The organism is Hydrogenophaga sp. (genome assembly GCF_031426985.1).
GTDB lineage: Bacteria > Pseudomonadota > Gammaproteobacteria > Burkholderiales > Burkholderiaceae_C > Hydrogenophaga.
In genome coordinates this window covers 21824-45389 of sequence record NZ_JASJOY010000040.1, presented here as the reverse complement: position 1 = coordinate 45389, position 23566 = coordinate 21824, and the positions used below count along the sequence as shown (strand labels likewise).

Sequence of the window (23566 nt, the reverse complement as noted above, 5' to 3'; positions counted from 1 at the left end):
TGCTCGACCGCACGGCGCTGCAGGCCGCGCGCGACCGCGGCGAACACGTGACCATGGTGGTGACCCGGGTCGACGAGGTGCCGCAGGCCGACTACGTGGGCATCGACAACCCGGCCGCCGGCCGCACCGCGGGTTACCTGCTGGGCCGGCTGTGCCGCCGTGAGGGACGCGTGCTGATCCTGTCGAGCCGGCGCGACTACCGGGGCCACATCGAACGCAGCGGCGGCTGCCGCGATCTGCTGGCCGCCCAGTTCCCGCAACTGCGCTGCGACGTGGACGTGACCGAGACCCACGACGACCCGGACCGCTGCTATCTCGCGCTCAAGAACGCGCTGCAGGGGCGGCACGACGTGGTCGGCCTCTACAACACGGGGGCCGGCTCACCCGGCATCCACGCCGCGCTGCAACGCTTCGCGCAGGACAAGGTCTGCTGGGTCACGCACGAGATCTCGGACGACCACCGCCAGTACCTGCGCGAAGGCATGCTGGACGTGGTGATCGACCAGGACCCGGACACCCAGGCCATCCGCGCGCTGCAGCACACGCTGGCGGCGCTGGGCATGGCGCCGGCGGCCAGCCAGGCCGAGCGGCCGGGTGAATTCCGGCTCTATTTCGCGGAGAACATGGGCCTGCAGCCGTACTTGGCGTAAGCCCTGCCACTGGAAACCGGGTTTTCAATCAGAATGCAGGGAGAAATCCATTTCCACGCCCGGCAGCGCCGCCGGTGCGGCACATGAAAGTTTCAGGGCCATGGCATCCAAGGGCAACGGCAAGACCAGCGTCGACCAGTTCATTGCGCGCATCAGCACCGAATACGAAAGCCTGAGCAAGCAGCTCAAGGTCATCGCCCGCTACGTCGAACAGCACCGCGACCACATCGGCCTCGAAGGCATCCAGGAACTGGCCACCCACTGCCAGGTGCAACCCTCGGCCGTGGTGCGCTTTGCCAAGCACTTCGGTTTCTCGGGTTTCTCGGAGATGCAGGCCATCTTCCGCGAGGGCCTGACGCGCCAGCTCGCGCCCAGCCGCAACTACCGCGCCCGCATCCGCGACATCATCGAGTCGGGCTCGGGCAGCCTCTCCAGCGTGGAGATCGCGCGCGAGTTCCTGGCCGGCAGCCAGGCCGCCATGCACGAGCTGGAGGCCAACCTGGACGAGACGACCTTCAAGCAGGCGGTGGACCTGCTGCTGGCGACCGACTGCATCTGGATCGCGGCCTCGCGCCGCTCCTTCCCGGTGGCCGTCTACCTGGACTACGCGCTGCAGCACACCGACAAACGGGTCTGCCTGATGTCGGGCCTGGGCAGCATGCACCTGGGCCAGATGCGTTCGGTGCGGCCGGGCGACGTGATGCTGGCGATCTCGTTCGCCCCCTACGCCGAAGAGACCCTGGCCGCCGTGGCGCTGGCGCAGGAACGCGGGGTGCGGCTGATCGCCATCACCGACAGCCGCATGAGCCCGCTGGCCAAGGACGCCGAGGCGGTGCTGGTGGTGCAGGACAACTCGACCTTCGGCTTCCGCTCGCTCACCAGCACCATGGGCCTGGCGCAAAGCCTGTTCATCGCCCTGGCCTATGCGCTGGAGCTGCCCTACCGGCCCACCTCGCCCCGCAGCAACGGCTGAGCCGCCGCACTTCATTTCGATTTGAAAATATTCTGGAAATAATTTTCCAAAATAGCCGGAAGTTCCGTATAGTCCGGACACCCCACGCGCGACGCGCGCGCGGCGACAGATCCCAACATCCGGAGACAGGAACTTTATGAAGCACGTAGCCGTTTTCGGCGCTGGTCGCATTGGCCGCATCCACGCCACCAACCTCGCCGCCCAGCCGGGCGTGCAGCTCAAATACATCTGCGATGCGGTACCCGCTGCCGCAGCCGACCTGGCCCAGCAGCTGGGCGCCCAGGTCGCCGACATCGACACGGTGTTCGCGGACAAGACGGTTGACGCGGTCGCCATCTGCTCACCCACCACCACCCACAGCGACCTGATCGCGCGCGCCGCCACTGCGGGCAAACACATCTTCTGCGAGAAGCCGGTGGACCTGTCGGTGCCGCGCGCCGAGGCCGTGGCGCAGGCCGTGGCCGCGGCGGGCGTGGGCTGCATGATCGGCTTCCAGCGCCGCTTCGACCCCACCTTCAACGAAGCCCGCCGTCGCATGGACGCGGGCGAGATCGGCAATCCCGAGATGCTGGTCATCACCAGCCGCGACCCAGGCGCCCCGCCGGTGGAGTACATCAAGCAGTCCGGCGGCATCTTCCGCGACATGCTGATCCACGACTTTGACGTGTTCCGCTGGATCCTCTGCGCCGACGGCGATGAAGCCGCCTGGCTGAGCGCCACCGGCTCGGTGCTGACCGACCCGGCCGTGGGCGCCGCGGGCGACTTCGACTGCACCGCCGTCACCATCCGCACGCACAAGGGCCGCCTGTGCCAGATCAACACCACGCGCCGCGCCGCCTACGGCTACGACCAGCGCTTCGAGGTGCTGGGCTCGGCGGGACTGCTGCAGTGTGGCAACCACACGCCCACCGAGGTGCAGCACTGGGGGGCCAATGGCATCCAGGCCGACAAACCCGAGGCCTTCTTCCTGCAGCGTTACGCCGCCGCCTACCGGCTGGAGATCGAACACTTCTTCAGCTGCCTACAGTCGGGCCAGGCCTTCAAGACCACGGTGCAGGACGGCGTGCTGGCGCAGAAGCTGGCCGATGCGGCCACGCAGAGCGCGACCACCGGCCAGCCGATCACATTCTGAGGAGGTCAGCATGAGCACCAACCTCCTCAACGTCGGCATCGCCGGCCTCGGCCGCCTGGGCAAGCGCCACGCGCAGCAGCTGGCCCGCAACACCCCCGGCGCCCGTCTGGTCGCCGCCTGCAGCCCGGTGGCCGCCGAACTCGACTGGGCGCGCAGCGAACTGGGCGTCACCCGCTGCCACGACACGCTGGACGCGATGCTGGCCGACGCCGACATCGATGCCATCGTGCTGGTCACGCCGACCACGCTGCACGCCGACCAGACCATCGCCTGCCTGCGCGCGGGCAAACACGTCTTCGTCGAAAAGCCGCTGTCGCTGGACGTGGCGACCTGCGAGGCCGTGGAAGCCGTGGCCAAGGACTTCCCCCAACTCGTGGCCATGGTCGGCTTCGTGCGCCGCTTCGACCCCAGCTACGCCGAGGCCAAGGCCGCGATCGATCAGGGCGAACTCGGCAAGCCCTTCCTGGTGCGCTCGCAGACCTGTGACCAGAACGACCCCGACGGTTTCTTCGTGAAGTTCGCGCCCAGCTCGGGTGGCATCTTCATGGACTGCAGCGTGCACGACATCGACCTCGCGCGCTGGATGCTGGGCAACCCCAGGGCCACGCGCGTGTTCGCCAGCGGCACCATCGCCCTGCACCCCGGCCTGGCCGAGTGTGGCGACGTGGACAACGGCCTGGCGATTGTGGAATTCGACGGCGGCCAGCGCGCCGTGTTCTACGCCAGCCGCACCATGCCGCACGGCCACGAGACCACCACCGAGGTGATCGGCACCAGCGGCACGCTGCAGGTGGGCATGGGCGCGCACGCCAGCCGCGTGCAGTACCGCAACGCGCGCGGCGTGGGCCACCGCGCCCTGCCGGATTTCTTCGCGCGCTTCGGTGACGCCTTCCGCCTGGAGATGGAAGCCTTTGTGGCGGCCTGCCGCGGTGAACAGCCCTCGCCACTGACGCTCAACGACGCCACCGAGGCCACGCGCATCGGCCAGGCGATCACGCAGTCGTTGCGCAGCGGGATGCCGGTGAACTTGTGAGCGCCTGAGCGCTTCAAGCAGGCACAAAAACCCGGGGCAATCCTGGGTTTTCTGGGCGAAAAGAAGGTCTTTCAGCCCATCTGCCGCGTCAGCGCTTCCTGGTACTTCGCCGCCGTCTTCTCGTTCACTTCCTTCGGCAGGCGCGGCGAGATCGCCGTCTTGTACTAGGGCTTGCCGCTCAACTTGGTGGCCTCCAAAGAAGCCTGAAGGGCACAAGCTTGCGTCGAACCACCGACCTTCGACTGCTTTTTTCGCCGCAGGGGAACAGGTAGGGGAACACGCGAAAAACTGAACACCGAAAACTCAGTGTTCATGCGGCCTCCATAGATTTGTTCGAACCCCTCCGGGTTCAAGACGCCCCGCGCCTCCATCCACTGCCACCCCCTCCCCTGAGGATGCGGCAGCCACCGCACCGCTCCCCACGAATTGACGCCGCCGTCGGCCAGGGTCTAAGCTGCGAGCGCCGCACCCACCGGGTTGCGGGCTGTTGGCAGCACCGGCCATGTGGCGAGCCAGGCCATGGCCCCCGCACCGCCGGGGGCGTGAGCACACCGCCCAATGCACGCCGCTTGCATGCCGCCTGCACGCCCACACGGCACACCGTCGGACCGGTGCGCTGGCCGACGACAACGATGGAAGGAGGAGGTCATGCATCGGCATCCGATTTCGGCGCCTGGCGCGCCCGCGACGGTCATGGTGTGCAGCAGCGAACCCGACGGCGGGACCTGCGCCGCGCTGCTGGACGCCCTGAGATCCATCCAGTTGGACAACCGCGGCCTGAGCCTGGGTTCGTTCGACACCGCCCTCGAACAGCACGACTTGCTCATCCAGCTGGTGGGCCCCGACGACGTGCCCCCAGCGGTGCAACAACTGACACGACTGAAAAAACAGGCCCCGGCGTGCGCGACCCTGGCCGTGGGGGTCGATCTCGGCGCGCGGCACCTGGGGGCGCTGTCCCAGGCCGGTGCAGGCGATTTCATGTGTGCGCCGATCGCGTCGGCCGAGCTTGAAGCCCGTCTGAGACGGGCACTGGGCCTGAGCGATGGCCCGGCTGACGCGGCGCTGCAGAGCGCGTTCCAGCCCGCCCTGCACGACCTGATCGGCGACAGCCCCGCGTTTGCCCGCCAGGTGGCCCGTCTGCCGGTGATCGCGCGTTACGACGCGAGCGTTCTGATCCTGGGCGAAACCGGCACCGGCAAAGAGGTGTGTGCCCGCGTCATCCACTACCTGTCCCAGCGCGCGGGCAGTGCTTGGGTCGCGGTCAACTGCGGCGCCATTCCCACCGAGCTGATCGAGGCCGAGCTGTTCGGGCACGCCAAGGGCGCATTCACCCACGCCCATGCGGCCCGCGCCGGCCTGGTGCGCGAGGCCGAGGGCGGGACCCTGTTCCTGGACGAAATCGACGCCCTGCCCTGCGCGGCGCAGGCCAAGCTGCTGCGCTTTCTGCAAGAGAAGGAATACCGTGCCGTCGGCTCCAACCAGGTGATGCACGCCGATGTGCGCGTGATCGCCGCCACCAACCGCACGCCCGCCGAACTGGCCGCGCGCGGGGGCTTCCGGCAAGACCTGCTGTTCCGCCTGAACGTGCTCTCGCTGCACCTGCCCCTGCTGCGGGAACGCAGCGCCGACATCCCCACGCTGGCCATGCACTTCATGCGCAACGCGGCCAAACAATGGAACCTGCCGCTGCCTTCGCTCTCGCCCGCGGCGCTCAAGAAGCTGCTGGCCCACGACTGGCCCGGCAACGTGCGCGAGTTGCGGAACGTGATCGACCGCGCGGTGCTGATGTCGGCCACACAGCGCTTGAGCGCCGACGACATCGAGCTCGACAACCCCTCCGGCGCCATGTGCCTCCCGGCCGAAGACGAGTCGTTCCGCAAAGCCAAGGCCCGGGTGGTGGAAGCCTTCGAGCGCCAGTACATCGAACAGCTGCTGGCCTCGCACGCCGGCAACGTGACGCACGCCGCGCGCGCCGCCAAGAAAAACCGCCGCGCCTTCTTTGAGCTGATGCGCAAGTACAAGATCGAATCGGGCGAGTTCCTGAGCGCTTCACCGGTGGCCCAGGCGCACTGAGCCCGGTCGCCCCCCGCGCGGCCCCCGCCGTCGGCATACCGACGGCTTTTTTTTTGGCTGTCTTTGGCTGTCGCTTCCCGCAGACGCCAGGACATATTTGTCCTGGCCCATCAAACCCAGGCGTGGCGCGGCTTTCCGGCCGTTCCGCCCGCTCAGCGGCAGGACAAATTTGTCCTGCTTCACATCGGCAGCAGCGTGAGAAAGCTCACGAAATCAAGCACTTGCAAAACGCGGGCATCTGGCACCGAGCTTGCGATGGGGTGGGAACCCATCCCTGGGGTCCCTGTCCCCATGAACCCAGATACCGCCCACACCGTGCAGCAGCTGTCCCACTACCTCTGGCGTCACCCCAACGCGTGTGACACGGCCGAGGGCATTGCCCGTTGGTGGCTGCTGGGCGTGAGCAGCCCCACCCCCTTGCCCGTGGTGATCTCGGCGCTGGACCACCTGCAGGCGCTGGGCCTGCTGCAGGCCCACCGGGCCGCCGATGGCCGCGTGCGCTACCGCCGCCCTGCGGCCGACGATGCGCTGCACGACGCGCAGCTGCAGGCCCTGGCCCACACCGCCCCGGGTGTGCGCCCCCCGGCCCCCGGCGCCCCGCCACCACCGAGGATGCACTGATGGCCAGCATCACCGGCCTGTACGCCCTCACCAGCGGTCTGGCGCAGGTGCTCTCGCGCGCCTACCAGTTGCGCCCCATCAGCGGCGTGAGCTGCAAGTTCGAACCCCTGGGCGTGTCCGACCTCAAGAAGCTCGATGGCAACGACGCCAAGGTCACCCTGCTGCTCTACCGCATCTCGCACAACGAACACCTGCGCAACCGCCCGCCCGGCACCCTGCCCCTGGGCAAACCGGTCCCGCTCACGGTCAACCTGCACCTGCTCATCTCCGTCTGGGGCGACACCGCGCTCAAGGAACAGGGCCTGCTGGCCTGGACCATGCGCGAGCTGCACCAGCGTCCGGTGCTCGACCGCAGCGTCTTTGCCGACGGCAGCGGCTTCGGTCCGGGCGATCTGGTCACGCTCTCGCCCGAAGACCTCACCCTCGACGACCTGAGCAAGCTCTGGCAGGTGCTGGTGCCGCCCCTGCGCCCGTCGCTGGGCTATGTGGCGCGCAACGTCATCCTCGATCTGGACCCGCAGCCCGACGCCCAGCCGGTGGTGGCCACGCGCATCGCGCTGACCGACGATGTGGACGCACTGGTGGAGGTCACCCGATGATCGAGCTGATCGATCGCCGCGTCTTCGGCGCCATCGAATTCATCGACGACCTGAGCGAGATGCGGGTGCTGGCGCCGCTGCACATCGACGCCCCCGGGGTGCAGGTGCTGCGCAACCGCAGCGGCTTTTACGTGCTGCGCGAGGTGGACGGCCAGGAGGCCTACACCCGGGCCTTTGACGACCCGCCCGCCCGGCCGCCGCGCAGCGCACTGGCCCTGAACGTACAGGACCCGGCGCAGCGCTACCTGCCCCAGCGCATCGGCCTGGCGCTGCCGCGCTGGCTGCCCGAAGGCGCCGAGGCCGTGGACGACGCCGACAACGCCCTCAAGCCGGTCACGGTGCGGCTGGCGCCCGCGGCGGGCATGCCCCTGCAGACCGCCTGGGCGGTGCTGCGGCTGAAGGTGGCCGTGAGCGGCAGCGAAAGCGCCACCGGCCTGGCCAACGTGCTGGTGGAAGCCCAGCCCGCGCTGCCCGGCTTTGCGCTGCGCCGCAGCTTCACCGACCGGCATGGCGAAGCCCTGGTGGTGATCGTCTCGGCCCCGCCCTTCCTGCCGCTGGCCCGTCCAACGGCCGGGCTCACGCGCGAATTTGCGGTCGCCCTCACGCTGGTGCTCGACCGCAGCGTGGTGCGCCCCAGCACCGCCACCGAGTTCCCCTCGCCCGACCCGGCGCTGATCCTGCAGCGCCGCAGCGCCGGCCATGCCGACGTGAGGGTTGTGGCAACGGGTGAGCAGCTGTTTTCAGCTGGCACCCGCCGGCGCCGAACGGACCTGGTGACATGGCCCTAGACCACCCCGTTGGCAACCCTGCGACCCCCCAAGGAGATCAACCGTGCCCGAATACCTAGCACCCGGTGTTTACGTCGAGGAAGTCAGCTTCCGTTCCAAATCCATCGAGGGCGTGGGCACCAGCACCTGCGCGTTCGCCGGCCCCACGCGCAAGGGCCCGGTCGGGGTGGCACCCGAGCTGCTCACCAGCTTTGCCGATTTCGAGCGCACCTACGGCGGCCTCGAAGACCTCGCCTTCACCGGTGACACAGACCCGGCGCACAACCGCCACTACCTCGCGCACGCCGCCCAGGCCTTCTTCAACAACGGCGGCGCGCGCCTGTACGTGGTGCGGGCCACCGGCAGCGGCGCCCAGGCGGCCAGCGGCGTGGGCACACCGGTGGTGGCCGGCGCCGCCGCGGGCGCCGAAAAAGCCTGGTTCGAAGCCCGCTTCGACGGCAGCCATTTCAACGGCGCCACCGTCACCGTGCAGCAGGTGAGCACACCCACCGGCGCGCAGGCGCTGGCGGGCCTGCCCGATGGCAGCGCGGTGCGCGTGCACCAGAAGTCCGACGGCAGCTCGGTGGGCGTCTTCCTCAAGGCCGCGGGCGCCTGGACCCAGGACAGCCCGCCCGCCTCGCCCGAGATCGCCGACCTGGTGGCCGACCTCGACGCCACCTACAGCGTGGTGCTGCTGAGCTTCAACGTCAGCGTCAGCGCGGGCGCCAACGACAACACCGGCTACGCCGGCCTGACCCTGGCCAGCAGCAGCCCCAGCTGGATCGGCAGCGTGCTGGCCGCCGAGCCCGCCACCCGCGCCGCCCGGCTGGTGCAGCCGGTGGGCCTGTACTTGGGCACCACGGCCCCCACCGTGACCGAACTGCTCACGGCCTTTGGCGGTGGCGAACTCGACAGCGATGGCGCCGAGCCCAAGACCGTCTACACCCTCAGCGGCGGCAGCGACGGCGCCGCGCCCGACGCCGACGAATACGCCGAGGCCCTGGGCATCCTGGTCGGGCTGGAAGACGTGTCCATCGTGGCCGCGCCGGGCTACTCGGCCTTCTACACCGACGCCGACCCCGACACCTACCAGGCCATCCAGGACGCGCTGCTCACCCACGTGGCCGATCCGCGCCGCTATCGCATGGCCGTGCTCGACGCGCCGCCCGCCGTCACCCCGGGCCAGATGCGCGAGCTGCGCGGCCTGGTGGATTCGAACCGCGCCGCGCTCTACTACCCCTGGATCGTGGCGTCCAACCCGCTGGCCGGCCCGAACAGCAACCAGCCGGCCGAGATCGCCCTGCCCCCCTCGGGCCATGTGTGCGGCATCTACGCGCGCAACGACATCGAACGCGGCGTGCACAAAGCACCCGCCAACGAGGTGGTGCGCGGCGCGCTGCGGTTTGAACCCGCCGTCAACTTCGGCCAGCAGGAACTGCTCAACCCCATCGGCGTGAACTGCCTGCGCCACCTCGAAGGCCGCGGCCTGCGGGTCTGGGGCGCGCGCACCATCTCCAGCGACCCGGAGTGGAAATACCTCAACGTGCGGCGCTACTTCAACTACATCGGCGCCTCCATCGACCGCGGCACCCAGTGGGCGGTGTTCGAGCCCAACGGCGAAATGCTCTGGGCCAACGTTCGCGGCACGATCGCCGACTTTCTCTACAACGAGTGGCGCAACGGCGCCCTGCTGGGCAGCAAGCCCGAAGAGGCCTTCTTCGTGCGCTGCGACCGCAGCACCATGACCCAGAACGACCTCGACAACGGCCGGCTCATCTGCCTGGTCGGCGTGGCCGTGGTCAAACCCGCCGAATTCGTGATCTTCCGCATCGGCCAGAAGACGGCCGACGCCAAGAGCTGATCCCCCCTCGTCTACGCACACAGGAGCCTCAAGATGATCCAACGCGACACCCCCTATGGTGCGTTCAACTTCCAGGTGGACCTGGGCACGGGCGTGATGGCCGGGTTTTCCGACGTGTCGGGCCTGGTCACCGAAATGACCGTGGCCGAGTACCGCAACGGGACCGACGCCGAAAACCACGTGCGCAAGATTCCGGGCATCCACAAGGTGGGCGACGTCACGCTCAAGCGTGGCCTGGTCGGCAGCAAAGACCTGTTCGACTGGATCAAGCAGACCCGCACCGAGGGCTACCAGGCCAAGCGCACCGTGGTGATCCACCTGCAGGACGAAGCCCGCAACGGCCCCGTGGCCACCTGGCGGCTGCAGAACGCCATGCCGCTCAAATACACCGGACCCACGCTGGCCGGCAAGGGTGGGGGCGACGTCGCCATGGAAGAGCTGGTGCTCTCCTGCGAGGGCTACCAGGTCGAGTGAACGCTCTCGCTGCCACCACCGACCACCCTGAGCCGCCATGCCCACCACCACCCGCCGCCGCCCCGGCCTGAGCTTCGAGCTCGCGCCGACCGTGGCCTCCCACCCGCTGCGCAGCGACATCGCCTGCTTCGTGGGCACGGTGGCGCGCCGGCGCGTGGCGCGGACGGATGGCCCGCAGCTGCTGCCCGCGGTGCTGCAGCGCTGGCTGCGATCACACCGGGTGCACAGCGTGGGCGGCCTGCCGCTGGCCCGGCTGCGGGTGGCGCTGGACGGCCCAACCCGCTTTGCGCAAAGCCTGATCGCCCAGGCGGCGGGCGACACCGAACGCGAGGCCCTGGCGAGCTTTCTGGACCGGCACACCGGCAGCAGCGCGCAAGCCCCGCGCTGGGCCAGCCTGCTCAAGGCCTGCCGCGAACTCAGCCCCCTGCCCGAGGCGCTGCTGGACGATCTGCACCAGCGCGAATGGGCGCCCGGCCGGCTGCTGACGGGTGACGAACTCAACGCCTGGGAGCGCGTGCAGCGCCTGCTGAACCTGCCCCTGCGGATCGACGGCTTCGACGCCTTCGACCAGCTGTTCGCCTGGGACCAGCGCGGCGTGCGCGACCGCAGCGTGCGCGCGGCCGACCCGGTGGTCGCCACCCCGCTGGGCGTGGCGCTGCGCGCCTTCTTTGGCGAGGGCGGGCGCCGCGCCTGGGTGGTGCGCACCGGCGACCCCAGCGCCCTGTACGACACCGCCGTTGGCCGCATTGCCGCCTGCTTTCCGCAGCCCGGCCAGGGCCTGGATTTCGACGAAGACACCGACCGCTGTCCGCAACTGCCGGGCATCCGCCGGCAGGTGAGGCTGGGCACGCTGGTGGGGCTGCAGGGCGGCGCGACGCCGCCCGCGCTCTCGCCCGCCGACTGGGTGGGCCTGGAACAGGTCTACGGCCTGCCCGACGTGAGCTTCGCCGTGCTGCCCGACCTGGTGGACGCCTGCGCCCAGCCGCTGAGCAGCGCCGTGCCACCGGCCGAGGTGGCCAGCAGCGCCGAACGTTTTGTGGACTGCGTGGCCGAGGCCCCGCCCGAGTCCCAGCCGGCCGGCCGGCGCGTGGCACCGCCGCGCCTGAACGCCCGCGGCCTGGAGGTCTGGCGCCAGCTGCTGCAACGTGCCCTGCAGCTGCTGGACAACCCGGGTCGTGCCCACGCCCGGCGCGACGTGCAGTTGCTCGCCTCGCTGCCCCTGCTGGGCGATGGCCGCGACCTGCCCGCGCCGTCGCAGTGGGTGCACTGGATGGCGCGCACCCCCGGCTGGCTCCAGGACACCGGCACGGGCGACGACGGCCTGCTCAGCGACCGCCTGCAGCTGGCCTACCCCTGGCTGCGCACCGCCGACAGCGCCGACACCCCCGGCGGCGTCGAAGCGCCCGAAGGCAGCCTGGCCGGCGTGCTGGCCCGCAGCGCGCTCGAACGCGGCGCCTACCGATCGGCCGCCACCCGCCCGCTGCTGCGTTACCAGGACAGCACCCCCACCCTGCCCTGGACCCAGGTGCTGCAAGACGCCGCCTGGACGCCGCTGGGCACGCTCACGCTGGCCGACCGTGTGTGCCTGCTGGGCCCCAGCCCGCGCGGGCCGCAGCTGCTGTCGGACGTGAGCTGCTCGGCCGACCCGCGCACCCGCCAGGCCGCCGTGCGCCGCCTGCTCAACGTGGTGGTGCAGGCCGCGCGGCGCGCAGGCGACGACTTCGCCTTCGAACCCAACGGCGAGCACCTGTGGGCGCGCGTGCGCAACCGCCTGAACGACCTGATGCGCGCCCTGCTCAGCGCCGGCGCGCTGTCCAGCGACGGCACGCCGTTCGACGTGCGCTGCGGGCGCGACACCATGCAGCCGAACGACATCGACAGCGGCCGCCTGATCGTGCGCATCGAACTGCAGCCGGCCCAGCCGGTGCAGCGCATCGTGGTGGTGCTGAACCTGCGCGAGGCCGGGACCGCACCGGTCCTGGCCAACGCCGCCTGACCCGAGCCGGAACCGCACCATGGCCGAGCCCACCAGCCCCCGCAACGACGGCTTCGAGGCACCGCTGTTCGGCAACCGCTTCGTGGTGGAGTTCACCCGCGAACCCATCGCCGCGCGCGGTGGCGGCAGCGACGACCGCAGCAGCGAACCCCTGTGCCAGGGCGCCTTCGCCGAAGTCTCGGGCCTCGAAGCGGCCATGGAGCCCAAGACCATCAAGGAAGGCGGCGCCAACTACGGCGCCCACCAGCGCGCCGGCCAGGTGAGCTTTGCCACCGTGGTGCTCAAGCGCGGCATGACCCGCGCCAGCGACCTCTGGAGCTGGTGGGGTCTGTTCGCCGGCGCCCGCACCGACCCCGCGCGTGCCAACGGCGCCTTCGCCCACCGCCTGACGGTGCGCATCGCCCTGCTGGACCTGCAAAGCAAGCCGGTGCTGCGCTGGCGGCTCGAACGCGCCATGCCGGTCAAGTTCAAGGCGGCGGACTTCAACGCGCGCAGCGCCGACGTGGGCATCGAAGAGATCCACCTGGTGCACGAAGGTCTGTTCATGGAGGGGGCCTGACATGCGCATCCCCGACGAACACAAGGCCAAGCTGTTCAAGGTTGACCAGGCCAACCCCGGCAACGAACCCGGCGTCAGCAGCACGGACGCGGTGCTGGTGCAGTTCAACCCGACCTCGCTGTCGTATTCGGTGCAGAACACGCTGGAGAAAAAGGGCCGCGACGCCAACGCCAAACAGTTCGTGGCGCAGACCACGGCCAAGCTGGAATTCGACCTGGTGTTCGACAGCACGCACGACGGCGCCGACGTGCGCGGCGAGACCGACCGGATCAAGCAGTTCCTCAACCCGGGCGACAAGAGCAGCAACAAAGACCAGGCCCCCGCGCTGGTGGGTTTTCGCTGGGGCACCTACCTGTTCAAAGGCATCCTGGAGTCGTTCAAGGAGAACCTGGACTTCTTCTCGGCCGAAGGCGTGCCGCTGCGCTCCACGCTCAAGATCGGCCTGTCGTCGCAAGACCCGAAAGACGTGTTCGCCGAACTGCCCGCGGGCCACCCCGACGCCGCGGCGGCCGCGGGCGGCGGCGTGAGCCTGGCGGCCGTGGGCCAGCGCGGCACCAGCGGCATGGCGGCGCAAGGCGGCAACGCCGGCGCCGGCCGGGCCCTGGCGGCCAGCAACGGTTTCGAGAGCATGCGCAACCCCGGCGCCGGGGTGGCCGCGGTGGCCAGCGGCGGCGTGCAGCTCAAGGCTGCGGTGGGGTTTTCCGCCGGGGTGTCTGCGGGGGCGAGTTTGGGACTCGGTCTGGGCCTGGGGGCATCAGCGGGCGCCAGCAGTCTGCAGGCCTTTGCCGGCCTGGGCAGCCCCAAGGCTGCCAGCGGCACACCAACACTGAACACCCGCGCCCTGATGCCGGCCGCCCCCTCACCGGGCACGGTCATGGGCAGCGGTTTTGCGCTGGGTGGCCAGGCCGTCAGCGCCAGTTCGTCCGGCATGAAGGCCGACATGGGCCCGTCGGCCCGCATCAAGTTCGATTGAAGCGTCGATCAAAGGAAACCACCATGGCCGTCGTCATCGAAGAACTGGACGTGCAGACCCAGCCCCCACCGGCCGCGCCGCCGCTGGCAGACGCGGCGGCCAGCGCCAACCCCGGCCTGGACGAGCACGCCCTGCAAGCCGCCCTGCAACGCGAGGCCTGGCGCCTGGACCGGCTGATGGCCGACTGAGCAGCCGAACCCCCGCAGCCACCACAGAGCACGACCATGGGCGAAAGCAACCTCTCGAACCTGGCCCTGTACTCGGCGCGGCCCACGCTGCGCATCGACGGGCAGGACAACGCCATGGCCAGCGCGCTGCTGCAGTCGCTGGTGATGCGCGAGCAGGAAGGCGCCCTGTCCAGCCTGGAGGCCACGTTCGTGAACTTCACCGCCCGCGAGAGCGGCCAGGTGGGGCCGGCCTTCGAGGACGAGCAGGTGCTCAAGCTGGGCGCCGAGCTCAAGGTCTATGCCGGCGAGGCCGCCGCGCCCACCGAGATCTTCGCCGGCCGGGTCAGCGCGCTGGAATTCGCCTTCGATTCCGAAGGCCCGCCGCGCCTGATCGTGCAGGCCGAAGACCCGGCCCAGCAGGCGCGCATGACGCGGCGCATCGCCGTGTACGAGCAGCAGTCGGTGGCCGCCATCGCGCGCACGGTGGCCAGCCGCCTGGGCCTGACCGCCACCGTCACCGGTCTGTCGGACACGTCGGCGCTGGAGGTGCAGTACGACGAGAGCGACCTGGCCTTTCTGCGCCGCCTGCTGGCGCGCCACGGCGCCGACCTGCAGGTGGTCGGCCGTGAGCTGCAGGTTGCGCCGCGGGCCGACGTGCAGCGTAACCAGATCACCCTGCGGCTGCACAGCCAGCTGCACCAGCTGCGCGTGGTGGCCGACCTGGCGCACCAGGTGAGCGAGGTGAAGGTCACCGGCTTCGACCCGGCCCAGGGCGTTGCCGTGCAGGGCACGGGCAGCGGCGCCCCGCTGGGCCCGGGCAGCGGCCGCACCGGCAAAGACCTGCTGCAGCAAACCTGGGGCGAGCGCGTGCAGCAGACCGCGCACCGCCTGGCGCTGACCCAGGCCGAGGCCGACGCGCTGGCCCAGGCCGAGTTCGCGCAGCGCGCGCGCCGCTTTGTGCGCGTGCAGGGCCGGTGCGAGGGCAACCCCGCCCTGCGCGTGGGCAGCCACCTTGCGCTGGCCGGCGTGTCGCCGCGTTTTGACAACAGCTACTACGTCACCGCCTGCACCCACCGCTACGACATGCAGCGCGGTTTCGAGACCGAGTTCCACGCCGAATGCGCCTTCTTCGGCCCACCGGGTTGAGAAGCTGAAAGGACATCGGCCATGCAACGCGACACCCTGCCCTTCACCGACTTCGGCGTGCCGATGCACGCGCTGGCCATGCCCTACCTGGGCCGGGTCACCGACGTGAACGACCCCGAGAACCTCGCCCGCGTGAAGGTGGAGCTGTACGCCCTGGACTCCGACGCCAACGTGGCCCTGTGGGCGCGCGTGGCCAGCCCCTTCGCCGGCGCCCGGCGCGGCGGCTTTTTCATCCCGCAGGAAGACGACGAGGTGCTGGTGCTGTTCGTGGGCGGGGATGCGCGCCACCCGGTGGTGGTGGGCGGGCTGTGGAACGGCACGGCCACGCCGCCCGAAACCCTGAACGGCCGGGTGGACCGCTGGAGCATCACCGGCAAGGCGGGCACGCGCATCGCCATCGTGGAAGAAAGCGACGCGACCGCCACCATCGAATGCTCCACCCCCGGCGGCGTGCAGCTGACCATGACCGACGAGGCCGGCGGCAAGGTCACCATCGAATGCGCGGGCAACACCGTCACCATCGAGCCGGCCGGCATCACCGTGCAGTCACCGGCCAAGGTCAAGGTGCAGGCCACCACGGTCGAGGTCAGCGCCGCGACGGTGACGGTGGACGCCGCCATGTCCAACTTCTCGGGCGTGGTCAAGTGCGACACGCTGATCAGCAACGCGGTGGTGTCCACGTCGTACACCCCCGGCGCGGGCAACATCTGGTGAGGCCCGCATGACCGCCACCACGCTCGAAACCCGGCCCCAGAGCCCGCCGCGACCGCTGGCCCTGCGAGCGCCCACGGCACAGGCCCACGGCCCGGCCCACCCCGTGCGGCTCAGCGGCCTGCGCGCGGGGCCGCAGCAGCCGGCGGTGGCGCCGCTGATCGTGGAGCGGCGCGACCAGGACTTCGTCGAGGGCCTGCTGGCCGACCTGGGCGATCCGTCCGCCCACGCCGCGCTGCGGGCCAGCGTGCCGGCCCGCCAGCAGGGTGTGCCGCGCCTGTTCCCGCCGGTGCAGCGCGTGTTCAACCTGGTGGTGATGGAAGCCTTCTGCGACCAGCCCGGCCAGCCGCGCCTGGACCCGGCCCAGATTGAGAGCAGCGGCTTCGTGCTGCGCCGCGTGGTGGGCGCGCACAAGCAGGCCTGGCTCAAAGCCGGCACCCAGGTGTTTGGCTGGGAAGCGGTGGACGAAAGTCTGGACCCGGTGCAGGACCGCCGCGGCCTGGCGGTGGACCTGGGCCACCCGGTGCTCAACGCCCTGGCCCCCAGCCAGCGCGCGGTGCGCACCGCAGGCAGTGCCCGCCTGGCCAGCGCCCGGGTGGCGGTGAACGAAGACGTTCAGCCCCTGTTCAAGGCCCCGCCGGCCGTGGCCGACGGCGTCGCGCGCACGCTGCTGTTCGGCAACCTGCGACTGACGTCGGGCGAGCTGACCGAGCGCGCCGCCACGCCGCCCGTCTTCGGCAGCACGCCGCAGGAACGCCAGCAACTGGCCGACGACCTGGTGGTCCACCTGCGCCAGGGCGGCGCCCGCAACTTCACCGTGCCGGCGGCGCGCAGCTTCAGCACCGAACAATGGGCCGCCGCCGCGCAGCAACGCCCCAGCGCACTGGGCCACGCCGAGTACCTGGCGCTGGACCGGCAGCTCGGCGCCCTGCTGCTGCAGCTGGGCAACGAATTCGACGCTTTTGGCAGCGGCACCGGCCCGGCCGCGATGCAGGCCGCGCTGCGCCAGCTGCAGGTGGAAACCGACATGCGCGACGGCCAGGGCCGGCTGCTGCGCACCGAGCGCAGCAGCGCCTACGACTTCCTTCTGCGCGCCAAGGCCGTGCTGCTGGACGCGGTGCCCGGCGCCAGCCTCAGCGTGCCCGACCGCTGGGGTGCTGTCAGCGCCACGGTGGCGCAGGCTGTGTTCGATGCCTCGTTGCTCTGCCTGCAACAGCGCTTTGCGCAGGTGCTGCCCGCGCGCGGCCGCTTCGAGGCCGACGGTTCCGGCGTGGAAGCGCGCTACGTGGTGCGCGCCTTCGTGCGCCTCAAGCCCGAACGCCCCGGCTGCCCGGGCCGCCTGGTGTGGTCCGACTACAGCGAGCCGTTCAGCATCGCGCCCTGGTTCGAGTCGTCGGGCGCGCCGGTGCCGGTGATCCCGCTGCCCGACCTGATGGACCGCGCCCAGCTCGCCCGCGTGCGGCCCACCGTGGCCTTTGCGCTGCCGCCCAAGCTGGCGGCCCTGCTGCGCACCGACGCCAAGGACCTGCGCGACGGCAAGGGCGACGGCGGCAACGGCCTGGGCCTGGGGTGGATCTGCAGCTTCTCGCTGCCCATCATCACCCTGTGCGCCTTCATCGTGCTGAACATCTTCCTGCAGCTGTTCAACCTGATCTTCTGGTGGCTGCCGTTCCTGAAGATCTGCATCCCCATCCCCAAGGCCAAGGAGTAGCGCATGGCCCAAGTCCTGAACACCGCCGAACCGCTGGGCTGGCCGCTGTTGCCGGTGCCCGACGCCAACGGCCAGCTGCACTACCCGGGCCTGGCGCAGAGCGTGCGCGAACAGATCCAGGTGCTGCTGTCCACCCGCCCGGGCGAGCAGCTCATGCACCCCGGCTTCGGTGCCGGGCTGGAAAACCTGCTGACCGAGCCCAACACGGTGGCCACGCGCAGCCGCATCAAGGAACTGGTGGGCGATGCCTTGAAACGCTGGGAAGACCGCATCGTGGTGGACGGCATCGCGGTGGACCCGGTGAGCGACGCTGCCACCGGTGTGCCCGACGGCGTGCGGGTGGAGATCGCCTACCGCCTGCTGCGCACCGGTGCCCCCGCCCGCGTGGGCCTGACGCTGGTGATGGAGGCACGCAGTGCCCATTAAGCCCCCCGCCCTCGACGACCGCAGCTACGACGACCTGGTCGCCGAGCTGCTGGCGCGCATCCCGGCCCACACGCCCGAGTGGACGCACCCGCGCCCGGGCGACCCGGGCCGCACGCTGATCGACCTGTTCGCCTGGCTGGGCGACACCATCCTGTACCGGGCCAACCTCATCCCCGAGCGCCAGCGCCTGGCCTACCTGCGCCTGCTGGGCATGCCGCTCAAGCCGGCCGCGGCCGCGCGTGGCCTGGTGGCGTTGCAGGTCAAGGCCGACAAGCAGGTGGTGGCCGTGCCGGTGCCGCCCGGCGCCGCCATCGACAAACCCCTGCCGTTCGCCACCCAGGGCTATTGCACCGCCTACCCGCTGACCGGCAGCGCCTATGTGCGGCGCAAGCTCAGCGCCAGCGAGCAGGCCGAATTCAACGCCCTGCTGCCCGACCTGCAGGCGGTCTACCAAGGGGTGGAAGGCACACCCACCGGCTACGTCACCACGCCGGTGTTCGCGCCCGGGCAGGACCTGAGCGTGGGCGTGGACATCCTGCAGACCACGGTGGACGGCGCGTTGTGGATCGCGCTGCTGGCCCCCAGCGCCGCGCAGCGCCAGCAGGCCCTGCAGACCCTGGGCGCCGACGTGCCCGGCAGCTCGCGTGCTCTCAACGTGGGCCTGGTGCCGGCGCTGGACCTGCCCGAGGGCAGCGACGCCCTGGACGACGCCGCGATCAGCACCCGTGCGCCCCTGCCCCTGCTGTGGGACATGAGCACCGGCAGCGACGCCCGCACCCCCGAGGTACCCGACATGCTGGCGCTGGACGTGCTGGAAGACGGCACCCGCGGCCTGCGCCAGGCCGGCGTGCTGCGCCTGGCCCTGCCCAGCCTGGCCAGCATCGGCGCCCCCGCCAACGATCCGCGGCTGAACCTCATGGCCGGCGTGGGCGACGCGCCACCGCGGCTGGAAAACGAAGCCGAGGCCGAGCGCCTGGTCACCTGGCTGCGCCTGCGCCTGCCGCCCGGCCACACCGCCACCACCAGCCTGCGCCTGGCCTGGGCCGGCATCAACGCGGTGGCGGTGGAGCAGCGCCAGGCCCTGCCGGCGCGCGCCATCGGCGTGTCGGACGGGGGCTCCGACCAGCTGCACGGCCTGGGCATCAGCGCCCTGGGCAGCGCCGACCCGGCCACGCTGCAGGTCATCGTGCACGACGCCATCAGCGGCAGCGCGGTCTGGCCCGCGGTGGACGACCTGGGCCGCTGCGGCCCGCTGGACCGCGCGGTGCAGCTGGACGTGGAAGCCGGCACGGTGCGTTTTGGCAACGGCGTGCAGGGCCGCGTGCCCAGCACCGGCAGCCGCATCGTGGTCGACGGACTGCGCGTGGGCGGGGGTGCTGCGGGCAACCTGGCGCCCGGTCTGCTGGGCCCGCTCGACCGCGTGGCCGACCCGGTCACCGGCGCCCAGGGCAAGCCCAGCCCGGCCATCAACGTGCTGCAGCCGCTGGCCCTGCACGGCGGCGCCGACGCCGAAACGCTGGACGCCGCCGAGCGCCGCATTCCCGCCCACTTCCAGCACCGCGACCGCGCCGTCACAGAGGGCGACTACCGCGCCCTGGCGCGCGAGGCACCGGGCACGGCGGTGGGCCGCGTGGCCGTGTTGCCGCGCTTCAAGCCGCACGAACGCAACGCCGCCGTGCCCGGCGCGGTGTCGGTCATGGTGCTGCCCCAGCGCGCCAGCGTGGACCGCGCCGCGCCCTGCCCGCGCGCCGACCGGCCGCTGCTCGAAGCGGTGCACGCCTTCTTGAACGAACGGCGCCCGCTGGCCACCGAGCTGTACGTCATCGGCTGCGAGTACCGGCCCATCGGCGTGACGGTGGCGGTGCAGGTAGCCGATGGCTTTGCGCGCGAGCAGGTGATGAGCGACGTGCGCCAGGCGCTGCGCACCCATCTGTGGCCGCTGCCCCTGGGCCTGGCCGGGGTGGACGGCCCCTGGCCCGACAGCGCCAGCACCGACGGCGGCTACCCCCTGGGCCGCCCGCTCACCGACCGCGAGCTGGAAGTGGTGGTGGCCCGCACCCCGGGCGTGGCCGGCGTCTCGCCGGTGCGCCTGTTCGAAGCGCGGGACGGCGTCTACACCGAGCTGCCCGGCGCCGGCAAGGCGGTGACCACGCTCACGCTGGAGGCCTGGCAACTGCCCGAACTCAGCGCCGTGGTGGTGGTGGAAGGGGTGAATGCCCCGGCCTCGGTCACCACACCATTCGACGACCCCGCGGCCACAGGCAATGCCCCCGCGCTGGCGCTGCCCGTGGTGCCCACCCTCTGCTGACCGCCATGGACATCAACGGCCTGCGCTCATACGGTCTGTCGCACGAGACGGGCGGCCTGCAGCCCTGGCGCGTGCCGCAGGCCGACGGCGCGCCCGCAGTGGACATGGGCGTGGAGCCGACGCTGCACCACCGCATCACCGGCACGCGGCTGGCCAGCCGCGCACAGCCCGGCACGCTGCAGGAAACCGCCACCCGCGTCGACGACGTGCTGCTGCAACCGGCCATGGCGGTGGACGCGCAGGGCAACCACGTGCACTGGGACGGCACGCAGATCGTCTCCACCTCGCACCTGGCGGCGCAGCACGGGCTGGCGCCGCGCGCCTTTGCGCTGCCGCCCGAGGCCCAGCCGGTCAGCGACATGACCGTGGGCGACGACGACGTGCTCTACCTCGCGGCCAACGGCGCCCTCTGGCTGGTGGACCTGCGCGGCCGGTTTGAACTGACGCGGCTGGCCGCGCCGGCCGGTTTCCAGTTGCACCGCCTGGCCAGCGCCCCGGGCGGCGGCGTCTGGGCGCTCGACGTCGACCAGGGCCGGCTGGCGCGCCTGCACGGGCTGCCGCAGGCGCAGGCCCCGCTGTGGGTCGGGCGCGAGCACGACGCCCGGTTTGAAGCCCATCAGCCCAACCCCGACCCGCCGCGCTGGCAGCCCCTGGCCGCCCAGCTGCCGCCGGATGAAAAAGCCGTGGCCCTGGCCAGCCACCGCCACGGCCCGCTGGTGGTGCTGAGCCTGCTGCGCAGCGCGGCGGGCGGCGCGCGGGTGCGCCTGCTGCTGGCCGACGGCCGGCTGTCCCTGCCGCTGGCGCTGGAAGGGCCGCGCTTCCCGCACACGCTGGGTTTTGTCGAGGCTGGGCGCCTGGCCGTGGCCACCCGCGGCACGCTCAGCGCGGCCGACGGCCAGGCCCGCGACCCGGGCGTGTTCACCTACGCGCTGCCCCCGTCCACGCAAGAACGCCTGGCCGCCGCCAGCGCCCCGGGCCAGACCGCGCTGCCGCCAGACATGGCCGCCACGCTGCCGCCGCTGGGCGACTATTTCCCGCTCACGGGCTGGACCGGCGGCCCCTTCCTCAACGGCCGCCCCGGCGACCGGCTGCACTACCCGCGCAGCGGCCCGCAGGGCGTGTTGCCGGCGCGGGTGGCCCGGGTGTCCACCGCTTCGCGCGCCCGCTACGGCCTGGTGGTGAACGCGGCCGACGGCCGCACGCCGCAGGCCCGCGTGCTGGCCTCGCTGGGCCTGGTGGACACGCGCGACCCGGCCACCGTCTGGCACCGGCTGTACGCCGAAGCGGTGGTGCCGCCGGGCTGCGCGCTGCTGGTCTGGCTGGCCACCAGCGAAGCCGGGGTGCCCGCCTTCGCGCCCGGCGACCCCGAGCAGCGCGCCCACTGGTACCCGCACCTGCTGGGCGAACGCATCGCCCTGCCACCGGCCGTGCAGGCCGCGCTGCCCGACGACCTGCCGCGCGCCGCCTGGGTGAAGGAACCCACCGAGCTGCCACAGGGCCAGGGCGTGCTGGGCTGCGCGCCGGTGCCCGGCCGCAGCGGCCTGTTCACCGTGCTGATCCAGCGTGCCCACACCGCCGTGCGCGCGCTACAGGGCCCGCGCCTGTGGGTGGCGGTGGAACTGTTCGGCGACGGCCGCGCCAGCCCGGAACTGGTCGCGCTGCGCGCCTACGCCGGCCGGGTGTCGTACCGCGACCGCTACCTGCCCGCGCTCTACCACGAGCAGGTGTTCGGCGAAGACGCCGAGCGCGCAGGCGCGGCCACCGGCGCCGACTTCCTCGACCGCTTCCTGCACCTGTTCGAAGGCCTGTTCACCGACATCGAAGCCCGTGTGGCCGCCGCCGCGCTGATGACCGACGCCCGCAGCTGCCCGCCCGAGGCCCTGCCTTGGCTGGCCAGCTGGGTCGGCCTGTCGCTGCACAGCGGCCTGCCCACCGAGCGCGCGCGCTGGATGCTGGCCAACGCCGCGGCCCTGGCCCGCCGCCACGGCACGCTGGCGGGCCTGCAGCGGGCGCTGGACATCGCCACCGACGGCGCCGTGACCCAGGGCCGCATCGTGGTGGTGGAGGACTTCCGGCTGCGCCGCACGCTCTCGACCATCCTGGGCGCCCAGCTTCAGGACCGGCTCGACCCGCTGACCAGCGGCATCACCCAGTCGGGCAACTCGGTGGTGGGCGACGCCCTGTTCCTGGGCGACGCGGCCACCCTGCAAGACGACCAGCTGCAGACCTTTCTGGCGCTGTTCCGCCGCCTGGGCACCGATCGCAGCAGCGACCAGGCCCTGCTGGACCGGCAGACCGCCGCCGCGCGCCGCGCCCTGTTCGACGACCTGGCCCACCGCGTGACGGTGCTGGTGCACGAAACGGCGGACGCCGACGAGTTCGGCCTGATCCAGCGCCTGAGCCAGCTCGGGGCGCCGGCCCATGTGGCGGTGAGCGTGGTCCGCGCGGCCTACCCCTTCATGGTCGGCGTGGCCTCGCTGATCGGTGCCGACAGTTTTCTACGCGCCGCCCCGCCGCCGCGCCCGGTGCGCGTGGGCCCGGGCGATGAGACCTCGGCGCTGGGCGGCGTGGACACCTTGCGCGGCGAAGCCTCGCTGGACGCGCACGCCGGCGCCTTCGACGGCGTGCTGCCACCCGCCGCGGCGCCGGTGGCCCCGCCAGTGGCGCGCGCCCAGTGGCACGGCAGCACGCCCGCCACACCCGATGCGCCCGATGGTTCGGTCGCGACCAGCGGCCCCACCACCCCGTTCCAGCTCGACGGCAGCGCATCGACCGCCGACGCGGGCCACGAGATCACCGCCTACACGTGGACCCACCTGCCGCCCACCTGACCCTTCTTCTGTCCCACCCACCAAGGAGCTTTCACCATGGCCAAATTCGTTCCCGGCACCGACACCGCGGTCAAGTCCGAAGAGCCCCGGCTCGACGTGCTGGCCTCCGAACGCGCGCCGCTCAAGCCCGGCAAGCACGTGTTCCAGCTGGTCGTCTCCGACGACTCGGGCAACGACTCCGAGCCCGCCAACGTCACCGTCATCGTGCTGGACACCACACGCCCCACGGCGGTGATCGACCTGATCAACGCCGACGGTTCGCGCAACCCAGAACCGGTGGTGCAGGTGCCTTTCGGCAAGGGGTTCCAACTCTCGGGCGACCGCTCCAGCGATGTCGGTGGCGCGGTCAAGCTCTGGAACTGGACGCTGCTGACCGGCTGAGCGCCCCACCATGGAAACGCTCAAGCTCGGCGCCCGGATCAGCACGCCTGAACCGGTGGTCGCGTTGGACCCCACGCTCAAGCCCGGCACCTACCAGGTGCAGCTGGTGGTGGTGGGGCCCACGGGCAAGAGCGCCGTGGCCAGCCTGTTGATCAAGGTCGTCAAGGAGTGAAC

The 23566-nt window shown here is 71.3% G+C and carries 22 protein-coding genes and 1 pseudogene; 22 read left to right on the top strand and 1 reads right to left on the bottom strand.

Annotation, left to right across the window (positions count from 1 at the left end; all coding sequences use genetic code 11):
* The 4 genes from RMP09_RS05240 to RMP09_RS05225 all read left to right on the top strand — a co-directional run.
* The coding region (locus RMP09_RS05240) for a substrate-binding domain-containing protein (protein ID WP_310564949.1) at positions 1–650 on the top strand (650 nt) is incomplete at its 5' end.
* 100 nt (positions 651–750) lie between these two features.
* Complete coding sequence (locus tag RMP09_RS05235; protein ID WP_310564948.1) at positions 751–1623, top strand: MurR/RpiR family transcriptional regulator; 873 nt, start codon at positions 751–753, stop codon at positions 1621–1623.
* A 136-nt stretch (positions 1624–1759) separates the two neighbouring features.
* Positions 1760–2755, top strand: a complete 996-nt coding sequence (iolG, locus tag RMP09_RS05230; RefSeq protein ID WP_310564947.1) for an inositol 2-dehydrogenase — start codon at positions 1760–1762, stop codon at positions 2753–2755.
* A 10-nt stretch (positions 2756–2765) separates the two neighbouring features.
* Positions 2766–3788: a Gfo/Idh/MocA family oxidoreductase gene (locus RMP09_RS05225; protein ID WP_310564946.1), complete on the top strand. Its 1023-nt coding sequence runs from the start codon at positions 2766–2768 to the stop codon at positions 3786–3788.
* Positions 3789–3859: 71 nt separating this feature from the next.
* Here RMP09_RS05225 and RMP09_RS24045 read toward each other — a convergent pair.
* A pseudogene (locus RMP09_RS24045) lies at positions 3860–3985 on the bottom strand (phosphoribosylaminoimidazolesuccinocarboxamide synthase); the annotation flags it as partial.
* 451 nt (positions 3986–4436) lie between these two features.
* Here RMP09_RS24045 and RMP09_RS05220 point away from each other — a divergent pair.
* The 18 genes from RMP09_RS05220 to RMP09_RS05135 all read left to right on the top strand — a co-directional run bounded on the left by RMP09_RS05220 (position 4437) and on the right by RMP09_RS05135 (position 23564).
* A complete protein-coding gene (locus RMP09_RS05220; RefSeq protein ID WP_310564945.1) occupies positions 4437–5861 on the top strand; it encodes a sigma-54 dependent transcriptional regulator in 1425 nt (474 codons plus the stop codon).
* Positions 5862–6152: 291 nt separating this feature from the next.
* Positions 6153–6482 carry a hypothetical protein gene (locus RMP09_RS05215; RefSeq protein WP_310564944.1) on the top strand — a complete coding sequence of 110 codons (330 nt, stop codon included), beginning with the start codon at positions 6153–6155 and terminating at the stop codon, positions 6480–6482.
* Positions 6482–7081, top strand: coding sequence for a DUF4255 domain-containing protein (locus RMP09_RS05210; RefSeq protein WP_310564943.1), 600 nt, complete (start codon positions 6482–6484; stop codon positions 7079–7081). The genes RMP09_RS05215 and RMP09_RS05210 overlap by 1 nt, the downstream gene beginning before the upstream one ends.
* Positions 7078–7869, top strand: coding sequence for a hypothetical protein (locus RMP09_RS05205; RefSeq protein ID WP_310564942.1), 792 nt, complete (start codon positions 7078–7080; stop codon positions 7867–7869). The genes RMP09_RS05210 and RMP09_RS05205 overlap by 4 nt, the downstream gene beginning before the upstream one ends.
* A 43-nt stretch (positions 7870–7912) precedes the next feature.
* Positions 7913–9709, top strand: coding sequence for a phage tail sheath subtilisin-like domain-containing protein (locus tag RMP09_RS05200; RefSeq protein ID WP_310564941.1), 1797 nt, complete (start codon positions 7913–7915; stop codon positions 9707–9709).
* A gap of 33 nt (positions 9710–9742) precedes the next feature.
* Positions 9743–10183 (top strand): phage tail protein, encoded by a 441-nt coding sequence (locus RMP09_RS05195; protein WP_310564940.1) that lies wholly within the window; start codon positions 9743–9745, stop codon positions 10181–10183.
* A 37-nt stretch (positions 10184–10220) separates the two neighbouring features.
* Positions 10221–12179, top strand: a complete 1959-nt coding sequence (locus RMP09_RS05190) for a phage tail sheath C-terminal domain-containing protein (RefSeq protein WP_310564939.1) — start codon at positions 10221–10223, stop codon at positions 12177–12179.
* A 19-nt stretch (positions 12180–12198) separates the two neighbouring features.
* On the top strand, positions 12199–12738 hold the full coding sequence (locus RMP09_RS05185) for a phage tail protein (RefSeq protein WP_310564938.1): 540 nt from the start codon (positions 12199–12201) through the stop codon (positions 12736–12738).
* 1 nt (position 12739) lies between these two features.
* Positions 12740–13711, top strand: coding sequence for a hypothetical protein (locus RMP09_RS05180; RefSeq protein ID WP_310564937.1), 972 nt, complete (start codon positions 12740–12742; stop codon positions 13709–13711).
* Between the two features lie 23 nt (positions 13712–13734).
* Complete coding sequence (locus RMP09_RS05175; protein WP_310564936.1) at positions 13735–13899, top strand: hypothetical protein; 165 nt, start codon at positions 13735–13737, stop codon at positions 13897–13899.
* A 36-nt stretch (positions 13900–13935) separates the two neighbouring features.
* A complete protein-coding gene (locus RMP09_RS05170) occupies positions 13936–15024 on the top strand; it encodes a phage late control D family protein (RefSeq protein ID WP_310564935.1) in 1089 nt (362 codons plus the stop codon).
* 21 nt (positions 15025–15045) lie between these two features.
* Complete coding sequence (locus RMP09_RS05165; RefSeq protein WP_310564934.1) at positions 15046–15738, top strand: phage baseplate assembly protein V; 693 nt, start codon at positions 15046–15048, stop codon at positions 15736–15738.
* A gap of 7 nt (positions 15739–15745) precedes the next feature.
* A complete protein-coding gene (locus RMP09_RS05160; protein WP_310564933.1) occupies positions 15746–17446 on the top strand; it encodes a hypothetical protein in 1701 nt (566 codons plus the stop codon).
* A 3-nt stretch (positions 17447–17449) separates the two neighbouring features.
* Positions 17450–17872 carry a GPW/gp25 family protein gene (locus tag RMP09_RS05155; protein ID WP_310564932.1) on the top strand — a complete coding sequence of 141 codons (423 nt, stop codon included), beginning with the start codon at positions 17450–17452 and terminating at the stop codon, positions 17870–17872.
* Positions 17862–20180: a putative baseplate assembly protein gene (locus RMP09_RS05150; protein WP_310564931.1), complete on the top strand. Its 2319-nt coding sequence runs from the start codon at positions 17862–17864 to the stop codon at positions 20178–20180. The genes RMP09_RS05155 and RMP09_RS05150 overlap by 11 nt, the downstream gene beginning before the upstream one ends.
* Positions 20181–20185: 5 nt before the next feature.
* Positions 20186–23011, top strand: a complete 2826-nt coding sequence (locus RMP09_RS05145; protein WP_310564930.1) for a phage tail protein — start codon at positions 20186–20188, stop codon at positions 23009–23011.
* 36 nt (positions 23012–23047) lie between these two features.
* Positions 23048–23392, top strand: coding sequence for a hypothetical protein (locus RMP09_RS05140; protein ID WP_310564929.1), 345 nt, complete (start codon positions 23048–23050; stop codon positions 23390–23392).
* A 10-nt stretch (positions 23393–23402) separates the two neighbouring features.
* Positions 23403–23564: a hypothetical protein gene (locus RMP09_RS05135; RefSeq protein WP_310564928.1), complete on the top strand. Its 162-nt coding sequence runs from the start codon at positions 23403–23405 to the stop codon at positions 23562–23564.
* Positions 23565–23566: the final 2 nt, after the last annotated feature.

Bases quoted from the DNA above. Each gene is read 5' to 3' on its own strand.
- RMP09_RS05235 (WP_310564948.1), top strand. From the start codon at position 751: ATGGCATCCAAGGGCAACGGCAAGACCAGCGTCGACCAGTTCATTGCG.
- iolG (WP_310564947.1), top strand. From the start codon at position 1,760: ATGAAGCACGTAGCCGTTTTCGGCGCTGGTCGCATTGGCCGCATCCAC.
- RMP09_RS05225 (WP_310564946.1), top strand. From the start codon at position 2,766: ATGAGCACCAACCTCCTCAACGTCGGCATCGCCGGCCTCGGCCGCCTG.
- RMP09_RS05220 (WP_310564945.1), top strand. From the start codon at position 4,437: ATGCATCGGCATCCGATTTCGGCGCCTGGCGCGCCCGCGACGGTCATG.
- RMP09_RS05215 (WP_310564944.1), top strand. From the start codon at position 6,153: ATGAACCCAGATACCGCCCACACCGTGCAGCAGCTGTCCCACTACCTC.
- RMP09_RS05210 (WP_310564943.1), top strand. From the start codon at position 6,482: ATGGCCAGCATCACCGGCCTGTACGCCCTCACCAGCGGTCTGGCGCAG.
- RMP09_RS05205 (WP_310564942.1), top strand. From the start codon at position 7,078: ATGATCGAGCTGATCGATCGCCGCGTCTTCGGCGCCATCGAATTCATC.
- RMP09_RS05195 (WP_310564940.1), top strand. From the start codon at position 9,743: ATGATCCAACGCGACACCCCCTATGGTGCGTTCAACTTCCAGGTGGAC.
- RMP09_RS05190 (WP_310564939.1), top strand. From the start codon at position 10,221: ATGCCCACCACCACCCGCCGCCGCCCCGGCCTGAGCTTCGAGCTCGCG.
- RMP09_RS05185 (WP_310564938.1), top strand. From the start codon at position 12,199: ATGGCCGAGCCCACCAGCCCCCGCAACGACGGCTTCGAGGCACCGCTG.
- RMP09_RS05180 (WP_310564937.1), top strand. From the start codon at position 12,740: ATGCGCATCCCCGACGAACACAAGGCCAAGCTGTTCAAGGTTGACCAG.
- RMP09_RS05175 (WP_310564936.1), top strand. From the start codon at position 13,735: ATGGCCGTCGTCATCGAAGAACTGGACGTGCAGACCCAGCCCCCACCG.
- RMP09_RS05170 (WP_310564935.1), top strand. From the start codon at position 13,936: ATGGGCGAAAGCAACCTCTCGAACCTGGCCCTGTACTCGGCGCGGCCC.
- RMP09_RS05165 (WP_310564934.1), top strand. From the start codon at position 15,046: ATGCAACGCGACACCCTGCCCTTCACCGACTTCGGCGTGCCGATGCAC.
- RMP09_RS05160 (WP_310564933.1), top strand. From the start codon at position 15,746: ATGACCGCCACCACGCTCGAAACCCGGCCCCAGAGCCCGCCGCGACCG.
- RMP09_RS05155 (WP_310564932.1), top strand. From the start codon at position 17,450: ATGGCCCAAGTCCTGAACACCGCCGAACCGCTGGGCTGGCCGCTGTTG.
- RMP09_RS05145 (WP_310564930.1), top strand. From the start codon at position 20,186: ATGGACATCAACGGCCTGCGCTCATACGGTCTGTCGCACGAGACGGGC.
- RMP09_RS05140 (WP_310564929.1), top strand. From the start codon at position 23,048: ATGGCCAAATTCGTTCCCGGCACCGACACCGCGGTCAAGTCCGAAGAG.
- RMP09_RS05135 (WP_310564928.1), top strand. From the start codon at position 23,403: ATGGAAACGCTCAAGCTCGGCGCCCGGATCAGCACGCCTGAACCGGTG.